At 71.1% G+C, this 23,251-nt stretch carries 22 protein-coding genes; 17 read left to right on the top strand and 5 right to left on the bottom strand.

Annotated features, from left to right (window positions below; genetic code table 11):
• The first annotated feature begins 48 nt into the window (after positions 1-48).
• Entirely contained in the window at positions 49-1,506 is a 1,458-nt protein-coding gene (locus ACQBAT_RS09260; protein WP_420748162.1) for a GuaB1 family IMP dehydrogenase-related protein, read from the top strand.
• A gap of 17 nt (positions 1,507-1,523) precedes the next feature.
• Here the strand turns inward: ACQBAT_RS09260 and ppgK are convergent, their stop codons facing one another.
• Entirely contained in the window at positions 1,524-2,282 is a 759-nt protein-coding gene (ppgK, locus tag ACQBAT_RS09255) for a polyphosphate--glucose phosphotransferase (RefSeq protein ID WP_420748163.1), read from the bottom strand.
• A gap of 83 nt (positions 2,283-2,365) precedes the next feature.
• Positions 2,366-3,226 carry a type I methionyl aminopeptidase gene (gene map, locus ACQBAT_RS09250; protein ID WP_420748164.1) on the bottom strand — a complete coding sequence of 287 codons (861 nt, stop codon included), beginning with the start codon at positions 3,224-3,226 and terminating at the stop codon, positions 2,366-2,368.
• Positions 3,227-3,282: 56 nt separating this feature from the next.
• Between map and ACQBAT_RS09245 the strand changes: the two genes are divergently transcribed.
• The 7 genes from ACQBAT_RS09245 to ACQBAT_RS09215 all read left to right on the top strand — a co-directional run bounded on the left by ACQBAT_RS09245 (position 3,283) and on the right by ACQBAT_RS09215 (position 10,860).
• Positions 3,283-3,522, top strand: coding sequence for a methionine aminopeptidase (locus ACQBAT_RS09245; RefSeq protein ID WP_420748165.1), 240 nt, complete (start codon positions 3,283-3,285; stop codon positions 3,520-3,522).
• A gap of 30 nt (positions 3,523-3,552) precedes the next feature.
• Positions 3,553-3,906, top strand: a complete 354-nt coding sequence (locus ACQBAT_RS09240) for an MGMT family protein (protein ID WP_420748166.1) — start codon at positions 3,553-3,555, stop codon at positions 3,904-3,906.
• Positions 3,907-3,911: 5 nt separating this feature from the next.
• A complete protein-coding gene (locus ACQBAT_RS09235) occupies positions 3,912-5,240 on the top strand; it encodes a glutamine synthetase family protein (RefSeq protein ID WP_420748167.1) in 1,329 nt (442 codons plus the stop codon).
• A 121-nt stretch (positions 5,241-5,361) separates the two neighbouring features.
• A complete protein-coding gene (locus ACQBAT_RS09230; RefSeq protein ID WP_427197761.1) occupies positions 5,362-8,475 on the top strand; it encodes a bifunctional [glutamine synthetase] adenylyltransferase/[glutamine synthetase]-adenylyl-L-tyrosine phosphorylase in 3,114 nt (1,037 codons plus the stop codon).
• A 203-nt stretch (positions 8,476-8,678) separates the two neighbouring features.
• On the top strand, positions 8,679-9,320 hold the full coding sequence (locus tag ACQBAT_RS09225; RefSeq protein ID WP_420748169.1) for a hypothetical protein: 642 nt from the start codon (positions 8,679-8,681) through the stop codon (positions 9,318-9,320).
• Positions 9,317-10,036 carry a HisA/HisF-related TIM barrel protein gene (locus ACQBAT_RS09220; RefSeq protein WP_420748170.1) on the top strand — a complete coding sequence of 240 codons (720 nt, stop codon included), beginning with the start codon at positions 9,317-9,319 and terminating at the stop codon, positions 10,034-10,036. Before ACQBAT_RS09225 ends, ACQBAT_RS09220 begins: the two co-directional genes overlap by 4 nt.
• Entirely contained in the window at positions 10,033-10,860 is an 828-nt protein-coding gene (locus ACQBAT_RS09215) for an SseB family protein (RefSeq protein WP_420748171.1), read from the top strand. The genes ACQBAT_RS09220 and ACQBAT_RS09215 overlap by 4 nt, the downstream gene beginning before the upstream one ends.
• 229 nt (positions 10,861-11,089) lie before the next feature.
• Here ACQBAT_RS09215 and ACQBAT_RS09210 read toward each other — a convergent pair whose 3' ends face one another.
• Positions 11,090-12,676, bottom strand: coding sequence for a catalase (locus ACQBAT_RS09210; RefSeq protein WP_420748172.1), 1,587 nt, complete (start codon positions 12,674-12,676; stop codon positions 11,090-11,092).
• The gene (locus tag ACQBAT_RS09205) at positions 12,673-13,224 is read right to left on the bottom strand and encodes a Fur family transcriptional regulator (RefSeq protein WP_420748173.1); all 552 of its coding nucleotides are present in this window, start codon (positions 13,222-13,224) and stop codon (positions 12,673-12,675) included. The genes ACQBAT_RS09210 and ACQBAT_RS09205 overlap by 4 nt, the downstream gene beginning before the upstream one ends.
• 422 nt (positions 13,225-13,646) lie before the next feature.
• On the opposite strand from ACQBAT_RS09205, the gene infC reads away from it, so the two are divergent.
• The 4 genes from infC (at position 13,647) to ACQBAT_RS09185 (ending at position 15,797) form a co-directional block, all read left to right on the top strand.
• Positions 13,647-14,240: a translation initiation factor IF-3 gene (gene infC / locus ACQBAT_RS09200; protein WP_427000579.1), complete on the top strand. Its 594-nt coding sequence runs from the start codon at positions 13,647-13,649 to the stop codon at positions 14,238-14,240.
• Positions 14,241-14,319: 79 nt separating this feature from the next.
• The gene (gene rpmI / locus ACQBAT_RS09195) at positions 14,320-14,514 is read left to right on the top strand and encodes a 50S ribosomal protein L35 (RefSeq protein WP_420748175.1); all 195 of its coding nucleotides are present in this window, start codon (positions 14,320-14,322) and stop codon (positions 14,512-14,514) included.
• A gap of 45 nt (positions 14,515-14,559) precedes the next feature.
• Entirely contained in the window at positions 14,560-14,952 is a 393-nt protein-coding gene (rplT, locus tag ACQBAT_RS09190; RefSeq protein WP_420748176.1) for a 50S ribosomal protein L20, read from the top strand.
• Between the two features lie 32 nt (positions 14,953-14,984).
• A complete protein-coding gene (locus tag ACQBAT_RS09185) occupies positions 14,985-15,797 on the top strand; it encodes a TrmH family RNA methyltransferase (RefSeq protein WP_420748177.1) in 813 nt (270 codons plus the stop codon).
• A 120-nt stretch (positions 15,798-15,917) separates the two neighbouring features.
• Here the strand turns inward: ACQBAT_RS09185 and ACQBAT_RS09180 are convergent, their stop codons facing one another.
• Positions 15,918-16,886, bottom strand: coding sequence for a DUF368 domain-containing protein (locus ACQBAT_RS09180; RefSeq protein WP_420748178.1), 969 nt, complete (start codon positions 16,884-16,886; stop codon positions 15,918-15,920).
• Positions 16,887-17,001: 115 nt separating this feature from the next.
• Between ACQBAT_RS09180 and pheS the strand changes: the two genes are divergently transcribed.
• From pheS to ACQBAT_RS09155, 5 genes are all read left to right on the top strand, one after another.
• Positions 17,002-18,096, top strand: coding sequence for a phenylalanine--tRNA ligase subunit alpha (gene pheS / locus ACQBAT_RS09175; RefSeq protein WP_420748179.1), 1,095 nt, complete (start codon positions 17,002-17,004; stop codon positions 18,094-18,096).
• Positions 18,096-20,645, top strand: a complete 2,550-nt coding sequence (gene pheT, locus ACQBAT_RS09170) for a phenylalanine--tRNA ligase subunit beta (protein WP_420748180.1) — start codon at positions 18,096-18,098, stop codon at positions 20,643-20,645. Before pheS ends, pheT begins: the two co-directional genes overlap by 1 nt.
• A complete protein-coding gene (locus ACQBAT_RS09165) occupies positions 20,642-21,457 on the top strand; it encodes an SDR family NAD(P)-dependent oxidoreductase (RefSeq protein WP_420748181.1) in 816 nt (271 codons plus the stop codon). The genes pheT and ACQBAT_RS09165 overlap by 4 nt, the downstream gene beginning before the upstream one ends.
• The gene (locus ACQBAT_RS09160; protein WP_420748182.1) at positions 21,429-22,406 is read left to right on the top strand and encodes a phosphotransferase family protein; all 978 of its coding nucleotides are present in this window, start codon (positions 21,429-21,431) and stop codon (positions 22,404-22,406) included. The genes ACQBAT_RS09165 and ACQBAT_RS09160 overlap by 29 nt, the downstream gene beginning before the upstream one ends.
• A 246-nt stretch (positions 22,407-22,652) precedes the next feature.
• A complete protein-coding gene (locus tag ACQBAT_RS09155) occupies positions 22,653-23,153 on the top strand; it encodes an arginine repressor (RefSeq protein ID WP_420748186.1) in 501 nt (166 codons plus the stop codon).
• The last annotated feature ends 98 nt before the right edge of the window (positions 23,154-23,251 follow it).

The raw sequence follows: 23,251 nt of genomic DNA, 5'->3' as shown, positions 1-23,251 counted from the left end.
CCGGGCGCAGGCCGGCTGCCGAAGGGCGCCCACGTAGGCTAGTGCCCCGTGGAGTTCCTCAACGGCACGGTTCCGACGCACGATCTGACCTACAACGACGTCTTCATGGTCCCCTCCCGCTCGGGGGTGACCTCGCGGATGGACGTCGACCTGAGCACCCCGGACGGGGTCGGGACGACGCTGCCGATCGTGGTGGCCAATATGACGGCCGTGGCCGGTCGCCGGATGGCCGAGACGGTCGCGCGCCGCGGCGGCATCGCGGTGCTTCCGCAGGACATCCCGCTGCCGGAGGTGCGCAAGACCATCGAGCGGGTCAAGGCTGCGCACACCGTCTACGAGACGCCGATCGTCATCGAGCGCACCGCCCCGGTGGCCCAGCTGCTGTCCGTGATGAACAAGCGCGCTCACCACGCCGCGGTCGTCGTCGAGGCAGGGCAGCCCGTGGGCCTGGTGACCGAGAGCGACACCGAGGAGGTCGACCGCTTCGCCTCCGTCGCCGATGTGATGAAGGAGCCGCGCCTCGTCCTCGAGGACGGCGTTGACCTGCGTGAGGCCTTCGACCAGCTCGAGGATGTCGGGCTCGCACTCGCCCCCGTCGTCGCCGGTGGCCTGCTGCGCGGTGTCGTCACCCGCACCGGTCTGTTGCGCTCGGCGATCTACCGACCGGCCGTGGACAGCGACGGACAGCTCGTCGTGGGCGCCGCGGTCGGCATCAATGGCGATGTGCCGGGGAAGGCTGCCGAGCTCCTCGCGGCTGGCGCGGACGTGCTCGTGGTGGACACCGCCCACGGCCACCAGGACAAGATGATCGACGCTCTGCCGCAGGTCGTCGCGGCCAGGGACGAGCACGAGGCCCGCACCGGCCACCGTGTCCCGGTCGTCGCCGGCAATATCGTGGCCCGCGCCGGGGTCGAGGATCTCGTCGAGGCGGGCGCCGATGTGCTCAAGGTCGGCGTCGGCCCGGGCGCCATGTGCACCACCCGGATGATGACCGGTGTCGGTCGCCCGCAGTTCTCCGCCGTCCTCGAGTGCGCCGAGGCAGCCCGCGACCTGGGCGCCCACGTCTGGGCCGACGGCGGCGTCAAGTACCCCCGCGACGTCGCCCTCGCGCTCGCCGCGGGCGCCGCCTCGGTGATGGTCGGCTCGTGGTTCGCCGGCACGCTGGAGTCGCCGGGGGACCTGCGCCGTGACGTGGACGGTCGGCTCTACAAGGAGTCCTTCGGTATGGCGTCCGCCCGCGCTGTTCGCAACCGCACCCGCGAGCTCTCGGCCTTCGAGCGCGCCCGGTCGGCACTCTTTGAGGAGGGGATCTCCTCGGGCCGGATGTTCCTGGACCCGCAGCGCCCCGGCGTCGAGGACGTGCTCGACCAGATCATCTCCGGTGTGCGCTCGGCCTTCACCTACGCCGGCGCCAGCACGATCGGGGAGTTCCGTGGTCGGGCGATCGTGGGCATCCAGGGTGCGGCTGGCTACGACGAGGGTCGCCCTCGCCACACCAGCTGGTAGTGGGACTGCGCGCGCCCTTACCCCAGGTGCTCGGCGTGCCAGGCAGCGCCGATGATCCCGGCCTCGTTCTTCAGCTCGGCCGGGACGATCGGGGCCCGCGTGCTCAGCAGCGGGAGGAACTTCTTCGCCTTCTTCGACACCCCACCACCGACGATGATCAGGTCGGGGGAGAAGAGCGCCTCGACGACGGAGTAGTAGCGCTGTAGGCGCTCCGCCCAGTCTTCCCAGGACAGCTCCTCGCGCTCGCGCGCGCTGTTCGCCGCACGCGTCTCCGCGTCGTGCCCGTCGATCTCCAGGTGCCCGAGCTCGGTGTTCGGCACCAGGATCCCGTCGATGAACAGGGCCGAGCCGATCCCGGTCCCGAGCGTGGTCAGCAGCACCACGCCCTTCTCGTCCCGACCCGCCCCGTAGTGCACCTCGGCCACGCCCGCCGCGTCAGCGTCGTTGACCACGTGGACCGACCGGCCGAGGCGCTCGGTGAACAGGGCGTCCGCGTCGGTGTCGATCCAGGACGCGTCGATATTGGCGGCGGAGCGCACGACGCCCCGCTGGGCGACCGCCGGCACGGTGATGCCGATCGGCGACTTCTTGTCCAGGTCCCCGGCGAAATGATCGGCCACCTCCGCGACCACCCCCGCCACGTCGCTGGGCGTTGCGCCCTCGGGGGTGTCGATCCGGACCCGGTCGGCCGACAACTCCCCCTTCTTGAGGTTGACGGGCGCTCCCTTGATCCCGCTGCCGCCGATGTCGATGCCCAGGACGTGCTTGTTCGCCATGCCCGACAGGGTATGTCGTGTCCCGGCCGGGCGCGAGCGCTCGGCTCCCGCGTCGCTCGGCGCAGGGCAGGATCAGGTCAGGATCAGGGCAGCGTGAGGATCTCCGCGCCGTCGTCGGTGATCAGGATGGTGTGCTCGAACTGCGCTGAGGGCCGACCGTCCGCGGTGAGCACGGTCCACCCGTCCTCCCATTCCACCCACTCGGGCGTGCCGAGGTTGAGCATGGGCTCGATGGTGAACGTCATGCCGGGCTCGATGAGGGTGTCGTAGTCCGGGGCGGCGTCGTAGTGCGGCACCACCAGCCCGGAGTGGAAGGCCTCACCGACCCCGTGGCCGGTGAACTCGCGGACCACGCCATACCCGAACCGCTGGGCATAGCTCTCGATCACGCGCCCGATCACGTTGATCTGCCGACCCGGACGGGCGGCGCGGATCGCCCGCATCAGGGCTTCCTGCGTGCGCTCGACGAGCAGCCGCGTCTCGTCAGCCACGTCGCCGCACAGGAAGGTCGCGTTGTTGTCCCCGTGCACCCCGCCCAGGTAGGCGGTGATGTCGATATTGCAGATGTCCCCATCGCGCAGCTCCCGGTCGTCCGGGATGCCGTGGCACACGACCTCGTTGACCGAGCTGCACAGCGACTTGGGGAAGCCGCGATAGCCCAGCGTCGAGGGGTAGGCGCCGTGGTCGAGCAGGAACTCGTGCCCGGCACGATCGATCTCATCGGTGGTCACCCCAGGGCGCACCAGCGAGCCGCACAGCGCCAGGGCCTGCGCCGCCAGGCGGCCCGCCGCCCGCATCCGCTCGATCGTCTCCGCGTCCTTGACCTCGGAGCCGGTGAAGGCCTCCGGAGCCGGCCGGTCGACATACTCCGGGCGGGCGATCGAGGCAGGCACGGGCAGCCTCGGGCTGACCGTTCCAGGGGCGAGCGGGGAGAGGGTGGGCATAGGGTTCAGTCTAGGCGTCGCGCACCGGGGCGCCGGACCACCCGAGAGGACGAGGTATGCCGTTCTGGTTCAACACCCGCACCAACCAGGTCGAGTCTGCGGACTCCCCGGACCGGGCCCGGATCGGGGATCTGATGGGCCCGTACGAGTCGGAGGAGCAGGCCCGCGAGGCCTACGCCACCGCGGCCGACCGGACAGCCGCCTGGGACGACGAAGACCGCGAGGAGGAGGAGTGGCGCTCCGGCGATGCCGACTCCTCTCAGTGGGACAACAACCCGCTCAATGACAACGACTGATGGACAACGACTGATCGCAACCCTCGTCAGGTGAGCGACGCTGACGAACGCGTCGAGCGGGTGCTGCGTGCCATCGAGCAGGTGCCGCCCGGCCACGTGGTCTCCTACGGGGACGTAGGCGCCCTGGTCGGAATGGGGCCGCGGCAGGTCGGACAGGTGTTGCGGCACTGGGGCGGCAATGTCACCTGGTGGCGCGTCACCAACCGGCAGGGCGACCTCGCCGGCGACCTCATCCACCGCGCCCGGCCCCACTGGGAGCAGGAGGGGATCGAGGTCAAGGCGAACGGGCAGGGGTGCAGCTACTCGGCATACCGGGCGGATCTGGAGCAGCTCGCCCGCGACTACGCCCGGGCGACCCAGGACCTGGGGGATACGGCAGGATGAGAACCATGAACCGCCAGCAGGAGTATGTCCTCCGCACCATCGAGGAGAGGGACATCCGGTTCGTCCGGCTCTGGTTCACCGACATCCTCGGCACCCTGAAGTCGGTGGCCGTCGCGCCGGCCGAGTTGGAGCAGGCGTTCACCGAGGGCATCGGCATCGACGGCAGCGTGATCGAGGGCTTCACCCGGGTCTACGAGGCCGACATGGTGATCCAGCCCGATGCCGACACCTTCCAGGTCCTGCCCTGGCGAGAGCGGACCGCCCGGATGTTCTGCGACATCCACATGCCCGACGGCACGCCTGCGGCGACCGACTCGCGGCACATCCTGCGGCGCGCGCTGTCCTCGGCGGCGGAGGAGGGCTTCACCTTCTACACCCACCCCGAGATCGAGTTCTACCTGTTCAAGGAGCCCTACGACCCCAGCGTCGGGCCGGTCCCGGTTGACCAGGCGGGCTTCTTCGACCACGTGGCGCGCGGCGACGGTCACGACTTCCGACGGGACGCGATCGACACCCTCGAGCAGATGGGGATCAGCGTCGAGTTCAGCCACCACGAGGGCGGGCCGGGGCAGCAGGAGATCGACCTGCGCTATGCCGACGCGCTCGCGATGGCGGACAACATCATCACCTTCCGCGCGGTCGTGCGGGAGGTGGCGCTGCAGGACAAGGCGTTCGCCAGTTTCATGCCCAAGCCGCTCGCCGCCCACCCGGGCTCGGGCATGCACACGCACGTCTCGCTCTTCGAGGGCGACTCCAACGCCTTCTACGAGCCCAGCGCCTCCTACGAGCTCTCCCAGACCGGGCGCCGCTTCATGGCCGGCGTGCTCGCGCACAGCCGCGAGATCTGCGCGGTGACCAACCAGTGGGTCAACTCCTACAAGCGGCTCTGGGGCGGCGGTGAGGCCCCGGCCTACGTCTGCTGGGGACATAACAACCGCTCCGCGCTGGCCCGCGTGCCGATGTACTCCATCGGCAAGGGGCACTCGCGCCGGATCGAGGTGCGCTCGATCGACTCGGCGTGCAACCCCTACCTGACCTACGCGGTGATCCTCGCGGCCGGTCTGCGCGGCATCAAGGAGGGGTACGACCTGCCGCCGGAGGCTGAGGACGACGCGTGGGCGCTGACCGACGCCGAGCGGCGCGCGATGGGCATCGACCCCCTTCCGCAGAGCCTGGGGGAGGCCGTCGCCGTGATGGAGGACTCCGACCTCGTCGCCGACGTGCTGGGCGAGCAGGTCTTCGACTTCTACCTGCGCAACAAGTGGCAGGAGTGGGGCGAGTACCGCTCGCAGGTGACCCGCTTCGAGCTGGACCGCTACCTGCTCCACCTGTGAGTCTGCGCCCCAGCCCCCGATCCCGAGCAGGTATGCCGTGACCTCCGACCGCGCACCCCTCACCGTGGGGTCGGGCGAGCTGGCCCGGGCCGGGCTGGCCGATGTCACCCGCTCGGGCACGATGCTCAGCGAGGTGCTCGGCCGGCTCGGGACCGATGACTCCGACGGGGGAGCCGGGGCGCTGGATGTGTCGTCGCTGCTCGGGGATCTGGCGACGGTGGCCGATCCCGATGCGGCGCTGCTGGCGCTGGTGCGGCTTCTCGACCCGCGCAGCCACGGTGCCGAGGGCGGCGCGGCTAGCAGGCCGACGGCCGAGGTGCTGCGCGGTGGCGGCGACCCGCGGCGCAGGTTGCTCGCGCTGCTGGGCGGGTCAACAGCCCTCGGAGATCACCTGTTACGCCACCCCGAGCACATCGGGGAGGTCGCCTCGGGCGCTGCCCCGGAGCCAGGCGCGGTCGTGGAGGCGGTGCGGGACCTGCGGGGGACGGAGGGGGCTGAGGCGCTGCGGGTGGCCTACCGCCGCCAGCTGGTCCGGGTGGCGGCAGCGGATCTGACCAGCACCGACTGCACCGCGCAGATGCCGGAGGTCGGTCGGTGGCTGGCCGATCTCGCGGGCGCGGCGCTGGAGGGTGCGCTGCTGCTGGCGCGCGCCGAGACCGAGCACGAGGAGCTGGCCCGGCTGACGATCATCGGGATGGGCAAGACCGGTGGGCGGGAGCTGAACTACATCAGCGACGTGGACGTGATCTTCCTCGCGGCACCGGTCGGTGACGGCGACGAGGGCAGCCAGGACTCCCACGAGCGCGAGGAGGAGGCCCTGCGGATCGGGACCAAGTTGGCCAGCGCGGTGATGCGGATCTGCTCACAGTCCACCGGCGAGGGCGCGCTCTGGCAGGTCGATGCCGCGCTGCGCCCGGAGGGCAAGCACGGGCCGCTGATCCGGTCGCTGCACTCGCACAAGGAGTATTACGAGCGCTGGGCCAAGACCTGGGAGTTCCAGGCGCTGCTCAAGGCCCGGGTGGTCGCCGGCGACGAGGAACTGGGCCAGGAGTGGCTGGAGATGGTGGCGCCGATGGTGTGGTCGGCCACGGAGCGCGAGAACTTCGTCGAGGACGTCCAGAGCATGCGGCGTCGGGTGGAGGAGCACGTCAAGGCCGGCGAGGCCGATCGCCAACTCAAGTTGGGACCCGGTGGCATCCGGGACATCGAGTTCAGCATCCAGTTGCTGCAGTTGGTGCACGGGCGCACCGATGAGAGCCTGCGCTCGGGCACCACTCTGGAGGCGCTGCACGCCTTGACCGAGGGTGGCTATGTCGGCCGCGACGACCTCAAGGTCCTCGACGACGCCTATCGGCTGCTGCGCTGCCTGGAGCATCGTGTCCAACTGCCCAAGATGCGGCGCACCCACCTCATGCCCAGCTCGTCGGCCGAGCTCCGGCGACTGGGTCGCGCGATGGGGGAGCGCAGCGACGCCGAGCGAGCGCTGCTGCAACGCTGGCGCGGCGTCCAGCGCGACGTGCGCCGACTGCACGAGCGGCTCTTCTACCGCCCCCTGCTGTCCGCCGTGGCCCGCCTGTCCGCCGCCGAGGCCCGGCTCTCCCCGGAGGCCGCGCGGGAGCGACTGGCCGCGCTCGGCTTCCGCGACCCAGCGGGGGCGATGCGCCACCTCGAGTCGCTCACCGACGGGGTCAGTCGCCGAGCGACCATCCAGCGGCACCTGCTGCCCGTCATGCTCTCCTGGTTCGCCGACGGGGCGGACCCGGATGCCGGGCTCCTCGCCTTCCGACAGATCAGCGACGCGCTCGGCACGACCCACTGGTATCTCGGCATGCTCCGCGACGAGGGCACCGCAGCCCAGCGCCTCGCCCGCGTGCTCTCCTCCAGCCGGTATGCCGTGGATCTGCTCATCCGCTCCCCGGAGACGGTCTCGCTGCTGGGGGACAAGAAGGGGCTGATCGCGCCCGCTCAGGACGAGGTGGTGCAGCGGATGCGGTCTGCGGCAGCACGTCAGGAGGGCTCCGAGGATGCCTTCCTCGCGGTCCGTCGGGTCCGTGCCCGGGAGCTGGTGCGGATCGTCCTCGGTGATGTCGTCGGTGACTGGGACGGAACCGCCGTGCGTGGCGCCCTGTCCGATCTGACGGATGCCTACCTCCGTTGTGCCTTGGAGGTCGCGACCGCGGAGGTGCTGGCCCGGCGGGAGGAGGAGCCCGCCTCCGCGCTGCTCGTCGTGGGGATGGGTCGGTTGGGTGGTCGCGAGCTGGGCTATGGCAGCGATGCCGACGTGCTCTATGTGCACGACCCGCTGCCGGGCGCCGATCCGTCAGTGGCGACGCGCCAGGCCGAGGAGATCGTGGCGCACCTTCGGGAGGGTTTGGCCTCCTCGGGGCCTGACCCGACGCTGGAGCTGGACGCCGATCTGCGACCCGAGGGACGGTCCGGGGCACTGGTCCGCACCCTGGAGGGCTATGCCACCTACTACGAGCGCTGGTCCGCCGGCTGGGAGTCCCAGGCCCTGCTGCGGGCCCGCCCGGTCGCGGGCGATGAGGACCTGGGGCGTCGCTTCGAGGACCTCATCCGCCCGCTGCGCTGGCCGAAGGACGGCATCACCCCCGAGGCGGTGCGCGACATCCGCAAGCTCAAGGCCCGCATGGAGGCTGAGCGGCTGCCCCGCGGGGCAGACCGGCGCACCCACCTGAAGCTGGGGATGGGCGGGCTCTCGGACGTCGAGTGGGTCGTCCAACTGCTCCAGCTCCAGCATGCCGACCAGCATGAGGAGCTGCGCACCACCAGCACCCTCGAGGCGCTGGAGGGCGCCGTCAAGGCCGGCGTCCTGGCCCGCGGCGACTGTCTGGTCCTCACGGAAGCCTGGTCCCTGGCCTCCCAACTGCGGGATGCCGGTGTCGTCTGGAGGGGCCGGCCCGTGGACTCGGTCCCCAGCGACCTACGGGATGCCGAGGGGATGTCGCGGGTGATGGCTCGCGCTCCCGGACGCGGTGGTGAACTGGCCGAGACCTGGCGGCGGGCCGGTCGGCACAGCCGCACGGTGGTCGAGCGTCTCCTCTACGGGGACTCCCCGCCCCGCCCCGGCGCCCACGCCGAGCCTGCTGCCCGGACGAGCGGTCGACCTCGACCTGGTCGGGCCGCCGGGTTCAGTGGCAGCTCCACCCGCCCCAACCCGCCGCGTTCTAGCTCTCGCTTCCCCCGGCCCCGCTTCCCGCGACGCGACGACCCGTGATGTGCAGATCAGGCTGTGCACGACCCGTGCTCAAGCACCAGACACGCACCACCTGATCTGCACAGTCCAGGACCGCGCGATGGGTCCTTGTTGAGAGTCAGACCATCAAGGACGACGCTCGGCAGTGGGTAGCCGCGCCCTGGGCAGCGGCGCTACCGAGTGGCGGGCAGCGGCTCCTGGGAGGGCATCCGTAGGATGTTGCGGTGACTTCGAGCAGCCCCTCCGCCGTCGAACCGCCGCGCGGGCTGCTCCTTCTTGGTGGCAGCCGGGCCGAGATCGCCGACTGGGCCAAGCGCACCGTGGTGCCCCTCGTCGTGGCGCCGACCGATGCGTGGACCGTGGCGGTGGCGACCGGCGAGCCGATGACCGCCTCGCCCTATGACGACGCTGCCCTCCTGCTCGCCTCCCGGCCGGTCCCGATCACGGCCGGACCGGCGTTGGGCTTCTTCGAGATCGACGGTCGCGCAGTCGTCACCGTGCATGGCAGCGGCCGTCGGCGGGGAACCGGCTGGGTGGTCTGGGAGCCGGAGATCGGGTTGTTGCGCCCGCCCGGTCTGGACCTGGCGGGGCCTGCCGAGCTGGTCCGGATCGCGGCGTGCGCGCCGAGTGTCCGGGACGAGCTGGTGGACCTGCTCCATGAGACTCGGAGCCGTCCTTTGACCATGCTGCAGGCAGTCATGGCCACGCTCTCGCTGCCGGGGGCGAGGCTGCTCGCCGAGCCCGAACGGGCCGGGAGTATGCCTTCGGCGAAGGCGCACGGCCCCCGAGAGGTGGAGGTCGGCCGGTTCGAGGACGCGGTGGCTGACTCGGTCCGCCTGCGTCGCGAGCTGGGGGCCCTCCCGTGATCGCCGACCACGCACGCTTCACCCTCCTGCCTGCCGTCGATATCGCCGGGGGCCGCGCCGCCCAGGTCGTGCGAGGCACCGACGACCCGTATGCCGTGGCGATGGGCTGGGTGGACCAGGGCGCTGCGTGGCTGCACCTGGTGGATCTGGACCGAGCCTTCGGTCGAGGGGAGAATGCTGAGCTGCTCGCCAGCCTGATCGACCGGCTGCCCGTCCGGGTCCAGCTGTCCGGCGGACTCGCCGACGAGGACGCGGCGCGGTGGGCCGCCAGCACCGGGGCAGAGCGGTTCGTCCTGGCAAGCTCCACGCTCGCCGATCGCTCGCTCATCGCCACCCTGATCGAACAGCACGGCGATGACCGCGTGGTTCCTGCCGTCGACGTGCGGGACGGTCGTGTGGTCAGCAGGGGCACCGACCTTGAGCTGGGGTCCCTTGAGGAGGTGCTGACCGAGGTACCGGAGTTGACGGCCGGTCGGCATCTGCTCGTGGCCGACGCCTCGCGAGACGGGTCTCGGAGGGGCAGCGATGTCGAGCTCTTCGGGCGGGTGGCCGCGAAGGGATCGGCCGAGGTCATCGCCTCGGGTGGGGTGGCGAGCCTGTCCGACCTGAGAGAACTGCAATCGCTGGCGGAGGAGGGAGTGACGGGGGCGGTGCTCGGTGCCGCGCTCTACCACGGCACCTTCACCTTGGCCGAGGCGCTGGAGGTGTGCTCATGAACAACGGGACCGACAACCACAGTGACACTGACAATCACACTGGCGATCGCACGGACCACCACCAGCACCGCTTCACCGGGCACGACCCGGCAGCCGGGCGCGATACTGGGGGAGTGCCGTGGGCAGGTCGGACGCTCACCGGCACGGGCTTCGACGATGACACCGGCGCGGCCGACGCCGGGCTCGCTGAGCTCCTGGCACAGCCCGACCCTGATCCTCGCGAGCTGGTAGCCGCAGTGGCGGCTGCCCGGCTGATCGTGCCGATCGTGGCGGTGCCGAGTGAGATCGATGACTCCTCCGGTATCCCGGTGGACGCGGTGAGCGACATGGCCTCGGTGACGCTGGAGGGCCCGAACGGTGAGCGCGCCCTGCCCGCGTTCACCAGCACCGAGGCGCTGTCGGCCTGGAACGCCGATGCCCGACCGGTGCCAGTCACCGCCCAACGAGCCGCGCTCGCTGCGGTCCAGGAGGGCTGCCACGTGATGCCACTCGACCTACAGCCAGCGCCGGGAGAACCCGCCTACGTGCTGCGGCCCTCGATGGTCTGGGCGCTGGCCATGGACCGGGACTGGCTGCCGGCCCACGAGGATCCGCAGGTCGCCTCCCGTGTCGCCGAGGCGGTGGCGGCCGAGGACGTGATCGAGGGGCATGGGCTGGCGCCCGGCCCCGACGGGGCCCTCCAGGTGGTGATCGCCCTCCGCCCAGGCCTGACCCAGAGCGAACTCCAGGCGTTGGTCACCCGCATCGGGGAGCGGATCGCCGCCGACGGTGAGACCCGCGCCCGCCTTGACGCCCTCACCTTCGCCGTCCGCGCCGCCACCTGAGCGAGTCCCACGCTCGCTGTTCCGCGCCGCCACCTGAGCGAGTCCCACCTTCGCCGTCCGCGCCGCCACCTGAGCGAGTCCCACCCAGCTTGGGGGAGCCTTCATGGACACCCGAGCGACCATTCAGACATGCACAACGAAGACGGGTTCAACAGAACCGCAGGTCAGCGGTGCTGGGAACTGCTGCCCCGCTCGTCGTGCATGTCTGAATGGCTGGCGCGCGCCTTGGTCAGCGGACGCCCGCGTAGGCGTCGCCCGGCTCCTCGACGAGAGCGTCCGGCTCGTCCGCGGGAGCTTCGGCACCCGGGACGTGCTCGGAGCCGGCGTCGGCCTCGGCGATCTCCTGGATGCGCTCGCCGACGGACTGGTCGACATTGCGCCAGTACGCGTAGACACGCTCGCGGATCTCCGGCTCGCAGGCGCCCATCATCCCGGCGACGGTCTGGACGAGACGCTCACGCTGGTCCTCGTCGAAGACCTCTCGCACCAGCGCGCCGGGCTGGCTGAAGTCGTCGTCGTCCTCGCGCAGGGTGTAGGCCTGACGCACCAGGGCGCCGTCGGCCTCCCAGCCGTTCTCCACCGCGCCCTCGTGGTCGGCCCAGGGGCGACCGTAGGAGTTGGTGACATAGGTCGGCTGGCTGCCCGAGTGCAGGTAGGCCATCGGCCCGTCGAACTGGTAGGCGTTCACCTGGACCTTGGGCTGGTTGACCGGCAGGTGGGTGAAGTTGGCCCCGATGCGGTGCCGCTGCGCGTCCGGGTAAGAGAAGACGCGGGCCAGCAGCATCTTGTCGGGGGAGACCCCGGTGCCCGGCACCTGATTGGACGGGCTGAAGGCGACCTGCTCGATCTGGGCGAACCAGTTCTCTGGGTTGCGGTTCAGGGTCAGCGTGCCGACCTTCTTCAGCGGGTAGTCCGCGTGCGGCCAGACCTTGGTCAGGTCGAAGGGGTTGATCCGGTAGGACTTGGCCTCCTCGTAGGGCATGACCTGGACCGACAGGGTCCACGAGGGGTGGTCGCCGCGCTCGATGGCGTCGAACAGGTCGCGGCGGTGGTAGTCCGCGTCCTGGCCGGCCAGCTTCTCGGCCTCTTCGTTGGTCATGTTCTCCACGCCCTGGTCGCTGTGCCAGTGGTACTTGACGAAGAAGCGCTCGCCGGCCTCGTTGACCCACATGTAGGTGTGCGAGGAGTAGCCGTTCATGGTTCGCCAGCTCTTGGGCAGACCACGGTCACCCATCAGGTAGGTCACCTGGTGAGCGGTCTCGGGGTTGTGCGTCCAGAAGTCCCACTGCATGTTGGCATCGCGCAGGCCGCTGTTGGGCGTGCGGCGCTGGGAGCGGATGAAGTTGGGGAACTTCATGGGGTCACGCACGAAGAAGACCGGCGTGTTGTTGCCGACGATGTCGAGGTTGCCCTCGTCGGTGTAGAGGCGCACCGCGAAACCGCGCACGTCGCGCCAGGTGTCGGGGGAGCCCTGCTCACCGGCGACCGTGGAGAAGCGAAGGATGACCTCGCTGCTCGCGCCCTGCTGGAAGGCGGCGGCCTTGGTGAAGGCGGACACGTCCTCGGTGGCCTCGAAGACCCCGAAGGCGCCCGAGCCCTTGGCGTGCGGCAGGCGCTCCGGCACCTTCTCGCGGTCGAAGTGGGCGAGGTTCTCGATCAGGGCGACGTCGTGCAGCAGCAACGGGCCGTCGGGGCCGACCGACAGGCTCTGGCGGTCGTTCTCGATCGGCGCACCATTGCTGGTGGTGCCCCCCTCGGGCGTCGGGCCCTGGCCCGAGTGCTCGGCGTTGACGAAACCTGGCTGGTGATGGGTCATGCCTTCTCCTTCGTGTCGTCGTGCGTCATGGTCGGTTGCGTGTCGTGCGGGTGATGCGAGTCGTGCTGGGGTGGTTCAGGGGTGTCCCCGACAGGTGGAACGGACGGGGAGTTCTGGGGGTGGCCCTCGGCAGTCGATCCACAGGTAGGGCACAGCCCCCAGTAGATGACCTCGGCCTGGTCGACGCTGAAACCCACGGCGTGCGCCGGGGCGGGGTCGAGGCAGGGGGCGGCGCCGATGAGGCAGCCGACGTCGACGAGGGTTTCGCAGCGTCGGCAGACGGCGTGGTGGTGGTTGTCGCCATGGTCGACCTCGAAGCGGGCGACCGAGTGGGCGGGCTGGATGCGGCGGATGACGCGGGCCTCCAGCAGCGTCCCGAGCACGTCGTAGACGCCCTGCACCGAGACGCTCGCCGCGCGCTCGCGGCTGCGTCGCAGCACCTGTGCGGCATCGGCGTGGGGGTGCTCGAGCAGCGCTTCCAGCACGGCGACCCGCGGTCCGGTGACGCGCAGGCCGGCGGTCGTGAGGACCTCGCTCGGCGTCGGCATGACTCCATCCGATCACCTTTACTTGAATGATTCAACCTGAGTCGGAGGTGGGCGAGTCCCGTCCTCGGCGTGGTCTGGGAGGGAGCCACGTTCTGCTATCATGGTTGATCGACCAGTCGGGGACTGCCCTGCGAGCATGTGCTCCCAGCCAGGCCTTGACGTGCAAGAGGGGCTCAGCCCCCACCCGCGCCGACCACCGGTCGCCGGGTCCAGTCCCAGCCACCGAGCTGGTGACGGTATGCCGTGAGGTGACTCACGCCATACCGGCGCCGCTGTGGGCCGGGCCCGGAAGGTGAAGGCCTCTTGCGCACCCGTGCACAGGAGGCCTTTCTGCTGCCCGGGGTCGCGAACCGACAGCGACGAAGGAGCAGCACATCAGCGAGCCTCGCATCAATGACCGCATCCGGGTCCCGGAAGTGCGGTTGGTGGGCCCCAACGGGGAGCAGGTCGGCATCGTGCGCGTCGAGGACGCGCTGCGACTGGCGGCCGAGGCCGACCTCGACCTCGTCGAGGTGGCCCCGATGGCGCGCCCTCCGGTCGCCAAGCTCATGGACTACGGCAAGTTCAAGTACGAAGCCGCCATGAAGGCCCGTGAAGCCCGGAAGAACCAGATCAACACGGTCATCAAGGAGATCAAGCTCCGCCCGAAGATCGATGCGCACGACTACGGCACCAAGAAGGGGCACGTCGAGCGCTTCCTCAAGGGTGGCGACAAGGTCAAGGTCACGATCATGTTCCGCGGCCGGGAGCAGTCCCGCCCCGAGCTGGGCTACCGGCTGCTGCAGCGCCTCGCCGAGGACGTTGCCGAACTGGGCAATGTCGAGAGCGAGCCGAAGCAGGACGGCCGCAACATGGTCATGGTGATCGGCCCGACCAGGAAGAAGACCGCCGTGCGGCAGGAGAAGAAGCGGGACGCCGAGCGCGCCGCTGCTCCGGCCACCGAGGCGGACCCGGCCCCGCAGGACGAGGCCCCCGAGAACGAGCCGGCTGCCAGCGCCGCCGGCGAGCAGGAGTGAGGCGGGACCACACGGTCCCACCCACGAACCACCCGCCCGTCGCAGCCCGATGGGTGAGAGCAACGAAGGAGATCGGCCCATGCCGAAGATGAAGACCCACAGCGGTGCCAAGAAGCGCTTCCGCGTGACCGGCACCGGCAAGGTGATGCACCAGCGCGCCCGCCACGTGCACAAGTTCCAGGAGCGTCGCGCCTCGCAGGCCCGCCGCCTCGTCAACGACAAGGTCGTTGCGCCGTCCGACGTCCGCAAGGTGAAGAAGATGCTCGGCCTCTGAAGGCTTGAGCTCTTCCGACACAGCAAGTAGTAGAAGGAGAATCACGTGGCACGCGTGAAGCGGGCGGTCAACGCCCACAAGAAGCGTCGGGTCGTCCTGGAGCGCGCCAGCGGTTACCGCGGTCAGCGCAGCCGGCTCTACCGCAAGGCCAAGGAGCAGGTCACCCACTCGCTGGTCTACAGCTACAACGACCGCCGCGCCCGCAAGGGTGACTTCCGTCGTCTCTGGATCCAGCGCATCAACGCCGGCGCCCGCGCCAACGGCATGACCTACAACCGGTTCATCCAGGGCCTGAAGGCCGCCGGTGTCGAGGTCGACCGCCGCATGCTGGCCGAGTTGGCCGTGAGCGACGAGGCTGCCTTCACCGCGCTCGTCGAGCTTGCCAAGGCCAACGTTCCGGCCGAGGGCGAGAAGGTGGAGGCCGGCTCCGCCGCCTGAGCCACCGAACTCCGCACCCGACGCCCCAGCGCATGACCACCGATCCCCAGCTGCTGAGCAACCCTCGCAGCGACCGGGTCAAGCAGGTCGCCGCGCTGGGGCGTCGCGCTGTCCGCGCCCGGACCGGTCGCTTCCTCGTGGAGGGCCCGCAGGCGGTCCGCGAGCTGCTGGCGTATGCCGAGTCCTCGGCTCGCGAGCTGTACGTCACCACCGAGGCGGAGAAGCGGCATACGGGCATCGTGGGGCGCGCGGAGGAGTCGGGCGTCGTCGTCTACCGGTGCACTGACGTGGTGCTGGCGGCGATGGCGGACACGGGGTCCCCGCAGGGGATGCTGGGCGTGGCGGACCGTGTGGATGTGCCTCTCGCCGAGGCGCTGGCCTTCGTCGGGGAGGGGGAGTTCGCCGTGGTGCTGACCCACGTGCGCGACCCCGGAAACGCCGGGACGGTCCTGCGCGGGGCCGACGCCTTCGGGGCGGCTGCCGTGCTGGTCAGCGACGCGTCGGTCGACGTCTACAACCCCAAGGTCGTGCGCTCCACCGTCGGCTCGCTCTTCCACCTGCCGGTCTCGGTGGGGACCCCGGTCACCGAGCTGCTGAACGCCTGCCGGGAGAGGGGGATCCGGCTGCTGGCCGCCGACGGCACCGGCACCACGATGCTGCCCGACGTCGATCTCACCGGCCCGCACGCCTGGGTGATGGGCAACGAGGCCTGGGGGCTGGAGCCCGAGGTGCTTGAGCTGTGCGACGAGGTCGTCGCCATCCCGATCCAACGGGCGGAGTCGCTCAACCTGGCGATGGCCGCGACGGTCTGCCTGCACGCCTCGGCGAGCGCGCGCACCCGCTGACAGCCACCGCGGGGGCGCTCGCCTGCTCACTGTGACTGCGCATAGTTGGTCGCGCTTGCTCACGGTGAGTGCCGGTGTGTGATCCGCATTCTGCGCTGGATCCGTCTCAACCCGGGGCACTCACAGGTGCCGCCCCCGCTGACTGCGGTGCTCATGGGGCAGCCTCTTCCGCCTCCTCGACGGCGGGGCGACATCTTCGGCGTCCTCGACCGCGTGCTGGTGCTCCTCGCCGCGCCGTCCCAGCCAAGCCAGGCCCAGCACGACGACGGCGCCCACGAAGAAGAGGATGACCGGCAAAGCAATGTCCCCGGAGGGTGCGAGCAGCGTGCGGTCCTCGTCCTGCCAGGGCCACAGCGCGCGGGCGGCGCCGGCAATGATCCCTGTGACCACGACCAGGGTGGCCACGTGGTGGCGCTCCAGCAGGTGCTGCAGCACCCGCACGAAGAGCGAGAGCCCGACGACCATGCCGCTGATGAAGACGAGGATGTAGACCCAGTCGCGGTTGTTGAGGGCCGCAATCGTCGGGGCGTAGAGCCCGACCGTGAGCAGCAGGAACGACCCGGAGAGGCCGGGCAGCACCAGCGCGCAGACGGCGACGGCGGCCGCCACGAAGACCAGGGCGAGGTGCGTGGGCACCTGCTGTGGCGGCATACCCACGAGCAGGAAGACGACCACCGCCACCCCGGCGGCGAGCGCCACCCGGCGCCAGTCCCAGGCCGGGCCGACCATGCCGGCCGGCACCGTGATCGCCGCCACGCTCATCCCCAGGAAGAGCGCGAAGGTCGGCACCGGGTGGTCCTCGACCAGGGGCCCGAGGATCCGCGCGCCGACGATGACGGCCGGGATGATGCCGAGCAGCACCGGGATGACCACGTCCCAGCGGACCTTGGCGAACTCTGCCCGCGCCGCGGCGCGATCGGTGAGCAGCAGCCGCGCGGCGCCCACACAGTGACCGGCCGAGGTGATGAGCCGCTCGTAGACGCCGACGATGAGCGCCACCGTCCCGCCGCTGATGCCGGGCATCACCTCCGAGAGGCCGATGGCCACCCCGCGGGCAGCATGGATCACGGTCGTCACGGGGGAGGGCATGGGATCAGGGTATGCAGTGGGTCCGGGTGAGCGGAAAACCGCAGCCGCCCCCTGGGGCCGGCCGGGAGGGAAACCGGTTCGGAGAGGCAGCCCCCGGCTGCCTAGACTTGCGCAGGTGTCCGGACCCAACACGAACTACGACCCTGTCGAGGTCGCGGCCCTTGCGCCGGAGGCCATCGAGGCCAACGTCGCCGACGCGCTGAGCGCGATCGCCGCAGCCGCCGACCTCGACCAGCTCAAGGAGGCGCGCCTGGCGCACGCCGCCGAGCGCTCCCCGCTCGCGCTGGCCAACCGCGAGATCGGCGCGCTGCCGCCGAGCGCCAAGGCCGAGGCCGGCAAGCGCGTCGGGCAGGCCCGAGGGCAGGTGAACCAAGCCCTCGCCGCCCGGCAGGCCGAGCTGGAGGCCGAGCGCGACGAGCGGATCCTCGTCGAGGAGGCGATGGACCTGACGGCGGTGCCGGGGCGTCGCCCGTTGGGTCGCCGCCACGTGCTGACCGTCACCGCCGAGCGGATGGCTGACGCGATGGTCGGCATGGGTTGGGAGATCGCCGAAGGCCCGGCCGTCGAGGCCGAGTGGTTTAACTTCGACGCGCTCAACTTCGACAAGGACCACCCGGCGCGGCAGATGCAGGACACCTTCTTCGTCGACCCGGCTGACGCGGGGCTGGTGCTGCGCACCCACACCTCGCCGGTGCAGGCGCGCAGCCTGCTCGAGCGCGGGGTGCCGCTCTATGTCGCGGTGCCGGGCAAGACCTTCCGGACCGATGAGCTGGACGCCACCCACACGCCGGTCTTCCACCAGCTGGAGGGCATCGCCATCGACGAGGGCCTGACGATGGCGCACCTCAAGGGCACCCTCGACCGGCTGGCCGAGGCCATGTTCGGCGAGGGCATCGTCAGCCGGCTGCGCCCGGCTTTCTTCCCCTTCACCGAGCCCAGCGCCGAGATGGACTTCCAGTGCTTCGTGTGCCGGGGCGAGAACCCTGCCTGTCGAACGTGTGGAGGCACCGGCTGGATCGAGTGGGGCGGCTGCGGCATGGTCAACCAGAACGTGCTGCGCGCGTGCGGGGTCGACCCGGAGCGCTATCAGGGCTTCGCCTTCGGGATGGGTGTGGAGCGGACCGCGATGTTCCGCCACGGCATCACCGACATGCGGGAGCTGATCGAGGGAGACGTGCGCTTCAACGCGCAGTTCGGGATGGAGATCTGATGCGGGTTCCGGTCGACTGGCTGGGTGAGTATGTCGAGCTGCCCGAGGGCGTGACCGGCGAGCAGATCGCCGCCGACCTCGTGGCCGTGGGCCTGGAGGAGGAGGGCCTGCACGGAGGTGACGTCCAGGGTCCGCTCGTCGTGGGTCGGGTGCTGGAGAAGCACCCCGAGCCGCAGAAGAACGGCAAGACGATCAACTGGTGCCAGGTGGATGTGGGGGACAACGGCCAGCGCCTGATCGGCGGGAGCCCGCAGGGCATCGTCTGCGGGGCCCACAACTTCGAGGTCGGCGACCTCGTCGCCGTGATCCTGCCGGGCGGTGTGCTGCCCGGTGACTTCCAGATCTCCGCGCGCAAGACCTACGGGCACGTCTCCGCCGGGATGATCTGCTCCACCCGCGAGCTCGGGATCGGTGATGATCATGACGGGATCATCGTGCTGCCTCGCCTCCTGGGTGAGGAGCGCGTGGCCGAGCTGGACCTGCAGCCCGGACAGGACCTCATACCGGTCCTCGGGCTGGACCGCGAGACGGTCGAGGTCAACGTCACCCCCGACCGCGGCTACTGCTTCTCGATCCGCGGCATCGCCCGGGAGTACTCCCACTCCACGGGGGCCCGCTTCACCGACCCCGCCGGGCTCGCGGTCGACGCGCCCACCGAGGATGGGTATGCGGTCCGGCTGGCCGACGAGACCCCGCTCGACGGGGTGGCGGGCTGCGACCGCTACCTGGCCCGCGTCGTGCGCGACATCGACCTGACCCGGCAGACCCCGGAGTGGATGGCACGGCGGCTGACCGAGGCCGGTATGCGGCCGCTCGGCCTGGCCGTCGACGTCACCAACTACGTGATGCTGGCGCTCGGGCAACCGCTGCACGCCTTCGACCTGGCCACCCTGGACGGCCCGATCGTGGTGCGCCGGGCCAGGGCGGGGGAGCGGCTGAAGACGCTCGACGACGTGGACCGGACGCTGGATCCCGAGGACCTGCTCATCACCAATGGGGAGGATGGCGGGCGCATCCTCGCCCTGGCCGGCGTCATGGGTGGCGAGGATGGTGAGGTCACGCCTGGGGAGACCACGGACGTGCTCATCGAGGCGGCCCACTTCGACCCGCGCACCGTGGCGCGGACCGCGCGCCGGCACAAGCTGTCCAGCGAGGCGGCCAAGCGGTTCGAGCGCGGGGTGGACCCGGCCGTCACGGCTGCGGCCGCCCAGCTCGCGGTCGACCTGCTCGTCGAGCACGGGGGCGGCACCGCCGATCCGGCCATCACCGACCGCGACGAGCGCGCCGCCTCCACGATGCCGACCATCCAACTCGACCCGGGCATGCCGACCTCCTACGTCGGCGTCGACTACTCGCCGGACCGTGTCGTCGAGCTGCTGGAGATGATTGGCTGCGCGGTGTCGCCCCAAGGTGACCTGCTCTCCGTCGTGCCGCCCACCTGGCGCCCTGACCTCACCGACGCCACCACCCTGGTCGAGGAGGTCGCGCGGGTCGACGGCTACGACAAGATTCCCTCTGTCGTGCCACGCGCGATCGGCGGCCGGGGTCTGACCCACGGCCAGCGCTCCCGTCGGGCGGTCGCGGGCGCCCTCGCCGGGCAGGGCCTGCAGGAGGTGCTGACCTATCCGTTCGTCGGGACCGACCGGTTCGACGAGCTCGGGCTGGGGGCAGACGACGTGCGGCGCGAGGCGCTGCGGCTGGCCAATCCGCTGTCGGACGAGGCGCCGCTGATGCGCACCGAGCTGCTCCAGACCCTCCCCGAAGCGTTGCGCCGCAACGTCTCCCGCGGCGCCCGGGATGTCGCCCTCTTCGAGATCGACACCGTGACGCTGCCGGACAGCGCGGCCAAGGCCCCGGTGCCTGGCGTCGGCGTGCGGCCGGATGACGCTGTGCTGCAGCAGATCCGGGACGCAGTCCCGCACCAGCCGTGGCACGTCGCCCTCGTCGCGGCCGGTCAGGCCGACCGCGCCGGCTGGTGGGGGGAGGGTCGTCCCGTCGAGGTGACCGATGTCGTGGCGTGGGCGCACGCGGTCGCCGACACGCTCGGTGTGCCGGTCCAGCGTGTCCAGGCCGAACGCGAGCCCTTCCACCCAGGCCGCTGCGTGCAGCTCACGCTCCAGGACGGCACGACCGTCGGCTGGGCCGGTGAGCTGCACCCGAAGGTCGTCCAGCGGCTGGGCCTGCCCGAGCGCACCAGCGCCGCCGAGCTCGACCTCGACGTGCTGATCCGCGCCAGCGACCACCGCACCCAGGCCACCCCGCTCTCGACCCACCCGATGGCCGCCTCCGATGTGGCCCTGGTGGTCTCGCGCGACGTCCGCTTCGGCGACGTCGAGGAGTCGCTGCGGGCCGGCGCTGGTGACCTGCTCGAGTCGATCCAGCTCTTCGACGTCTACGTCGGTGACCAGATCGGCGCCGACCAGCAGTCGCTGGCCTTCCGGATGCACTTCCGGGCTCCGGATCGCACGCTGACGACCGAGGAAGTCAACGCCGCCCGCGACGCCGCCGTGACACGGGCAGCCCAGGACCACGGGGCGGTGCAGCGATGAGCGCTGAGGGGACTCGCGCCCGGGCGGCGACCGCTGCCGGGACGACCCGCGTCGCTCTGGTCACCGGCGCCTCGCGCGGGATCGGTGATCACATCGTCGAGGCGCTGCTCGGGGCCGGCTGGACCGTCGTCGGGCTCTCCCGCAGCGGTGAGGCCCGCGAGGGCGCCCACGCCCTCGCCTGCGATGTCACCGACGCTGAGGCGGTCGACCGCGCCGTCGCCGAGGTGCTGGCGACGCACGGCCGGATCGACCTGCTGGTCAACAACGCCGGGCTCATCGAGACCGAGCGTCCGCTGTGGGAGGCCGACGTCGAGGAGTGGTGGCAGGTGATGGTGACCAACGTCAAGGGCCCGTTCCTGCTCACCCGCGCCGTCGTCCCGCACATGATCGAGGCCGGCGGCGGACGGGTGATCAACCTCAACTCCGGCTCGGGCACCCGCGAGAGCGATGTCCTGACGGCCTACCACTCGTCGAAGAGTGCCCTCGCCCGCCTCACCGGCGGCACCGCGTTGGCCGGAGCCGAGCACGGCGTCCACGCCTTCGACCTCGCCCCGGGCGTCATCGAGTCGGACATGACCCACTCGATGAAGATGCACGCCGACCGCACCGACTGGACCGACCCGGCGGACGTGCAGGCGCTGGTGCTGGCCCTGGCCGACGGCGAGCTGGACGGCTTCTCGGGCCGTTTCGTGCGCGCGGGAACGGACGAGCTGGACGTCCTGCGCGAGCGGTCCGCGGCCGGGCTCGCCGAGGGCGAGCGGATGCTGCGCCTGCGCCCTTGGGGTGGCCCGGTCGCTGACCCGCTCGGCTGAGTCGCGGCATACGGACGGATTCTTCATGTATGGCGTGCGCCTCACCTGGGCCGACCTGCCCCGCGACGTCCACGACGCCGTCGCAGCCATGCTCGGCGCCCCCGTCGTCGCCGCCGAGTCTCAGCCCGGCGGCTTCTCGCCCGGCTCCGCCGACCGCGTGCGGACCGCCGACGGCACCCGCGCCTTCGTCAAGGCCGTCTCCACCCAGCAGAACCCGGACAGCCCCGGCCTGCACCGCCGCGAGGGCGAGGTACTCGCGCAGCTGGGCACCCTGACCGACGCGGTGCCCCGCCTGCTGGGCGTCCACGATGACGGCGACTGGCTCGCGCTGGTCATCGAGGACGTCGACGGCCGTCATCCGAGGCTGCCCTGGGAGCGTCAGGAGCTGGCCGCCGCGCTCGAGGCCCTCGCCGAGATCGCCCAGGTCGAGGCCCCCCCGGAATGGAACGGCCTGGAGGTCGAGATCGCGGGCGAGATGGCCTGCTGGGAGCGCGTCGTCGCCGAGCCGCCCGAGGATCTCGACCCCTGGGCCCGCGAGCGGCTGACGGATCTGGTCGAGCTGGCCGCCCTGACGGTGCCGCGGCTGGCGGGGGACCGCGTGGCCCACACCGACGTGCGCGCCGACAACCTGCTCGTCCGCCCCGACGGCAGCGTCCGCGTAATCGACTGGCCCTGGGCCACCCGCGGCGCACCGTGGGCGGACGCCGCGATGCTGCTGCTCAACGTGCGCTGGGCCGGCGACCTCGACGTCCGCCCCCACCTGCCCGCGCTGCACGCCCTGGGCGCGGAGCCGGAAGACGTCGTCGGGCTCGTCGCCGGGCTCACCGGCTTCCTCGTCGACGCCTGCCGACGCCCGCCCTCGCCGGGCCTGCCGACGCTGCGCGCGTTCCAGCGCGAGCAGGCCCGCGGCGGGCTCGCGCTGCTGCGGGAGTTGTGGCCAGACGGCTGAGCGGCGATCGACTCGCGACGCCAGGCAAGGTTGCTCACGCCATGTCATGGATATTGCCGTGCATTGCGTGAGCAACCTTGTCTGGCGGTGTGCCGACGGCGCGGCCGGGCGGGCGAGTGCCCGCGGCCGGGCGGGTGAGTGCCCGCGGCCGGGCGGGCGAGTGCCATCGCTCTCGACGGGGCTGGCCCACCGGGGCGCATAGTCATACATGCCCAGGTATAGTCCTGCAGCGTGACCTCCATCCCGATGACGCGTGCGGCGCGGCACCAGCGCATCGTCGACCTGCTCGAACGGCACGCCGTCGGCTCTCAGGGACAGTTGCTCGACCTCCTCGCCGAGGACGGCATCAGCGTCACCCAGGCCACGCTCTCGCGGGATCTGGTGGATCTGGACGCGGTGAAGGTCCGCCGCGGCCGGACCCTGGTGTATGCCGTGCCCGGACAGGGTGGCGACCTCACCCCGCGCCCGGCGCAGGACACCTTCGAGATCTCGGCCCGGCTGGCCAGGCTCGTCCAGGAGCTGCTGGTCAGCGCGCGGGCGGTGGGCAACCAGGTGGTGCTGCGCACACCTCCCGGGGCTGCCCAGTTCCTCGCCTCGGCGATCGACCGCAGCGATGCCCCCGACATCCTGGGCACCATCGCCGGCGATGACACCATCCTGGTGATCACCACGGACCCCGACGGTGGACCAGGCACGGCGCAGCGGCTGCTGGCCCTGGCCGGTGACGAGGCCGACCGCGACCTCTGACAGGGCCTCGTCAAGGGCCCCGCAAGCACCCTCGCCCAGGACCTCGCCACAGTCCGCGCAGGCACCCTGGGATGAGACCTATCCCGCCCGCTGACCGA

The sequence above is a fragment of the Ornithinimicrobium pulveris genome, from assembly GCF_050261105.1.
Lineage (GTDB): Bacteria > Actinomycetota > Actinomycetes > Actinomycetales > Dermatophilaceae > Ornithinicoccus.
This window is presented reverse-complemented; position numbering and strand designations above follow the sequence as displayed.

Coding starts and splice junctions, on each gene's coding strand:
- ppgK (WP_420748163.1), bottom strand. CDS start 2,282: ATGGCGAACAAGCACGTCCTGGGCATCGACATCGGCGGCAGCGGGATC.
- map (WP_420748164.1), bottom strand. CDS start 3,226: ATGCCCACCCTCTCCCCGCTCGCCCCTGGAACGGTCAGCCCGAGGCTG.
- ACQBAT_RS09245 (WP_420748165.1), top strand. CDS start 3,283: ATGCCGTTCTGGTTCAACACCCGCACCAACCAGGTCGAGTCTGCGGAC.
- ACQBAT_RS09235 (WP_420748167.1), top strand. CDS start 3,912: ATGAACCGCCAGCAGGAGTATGTCCTCCGCACCATCGAGGAGAGGGAC.
- ACQBAT_RS09230 (WP_427197761.1), top strand. CDS start 5,362: ATGCTCAGCGAGGTGCTCGGCCGGCTCGGGACCGATGACTCCGACGGG.
- ACQBAT_RS09215 (WP_420748171.1), top strand. CDS start 10,033: ATGAACAACGGGACCGACAACCACAGTGACACTGACAATCACACTGGC.
- ACQBAT_RS09210 (WP_420748172.1), bottom strand. CDS start 12,676: ATGACCCATCACCAGCCAGGTTTCGTCAACGCCGAGCACTCGGGCCAG.
- ACQBAT_RS09205 (WP_420748173.1), bottom strand. CDS start 13,224: ATGCCGACGCCGAGCGAGGTCCTCACGACCGCCGGCCTGCGCGTCACC.
- rpmI (WP_420748175.1), top strand. CDS start 14,320: ATGCCGAAGATGAAGACCCACAGCGGTGCCAAGAAGCGCTTCCGCGTG.
- ACQBAT_RS09185 (WP_420748177.1), top strand. CDS start 14,985: ATGACCACCGATCCCCAGCTGCTGAGCAACCCTCGCAGCGACCGGGTC.
- ACQBAT_RS09180 (WP_420748178.1), bottom strand. CDS start 16,886: ATGCCCTCCCCCGTGACGACCGTGATCCATGCTGCCCGCGGGGTGGCC.
- pheT (WP_420748180.1), top strand. CDS start 18,096: ATGCGGGTTCCGGTCGACTGGCTGGGTGAGTATGTCGAGCTGCCCGAG.
- ACQBAT_RS09165 (WP_420748181.1), top strand. CDS start 20,642: ATGAGCGCTGAGGGGACTCGCGCCCGGGCGGCGACCGCTGCCGGGACG.
- ACQBAT_RS09155 (WP_420748186.1), top strand. CDS start 22,653: ATGACGCGTGCGGCGCGGCACCAGCGCATCGTCGACCTGCTCGAACGG.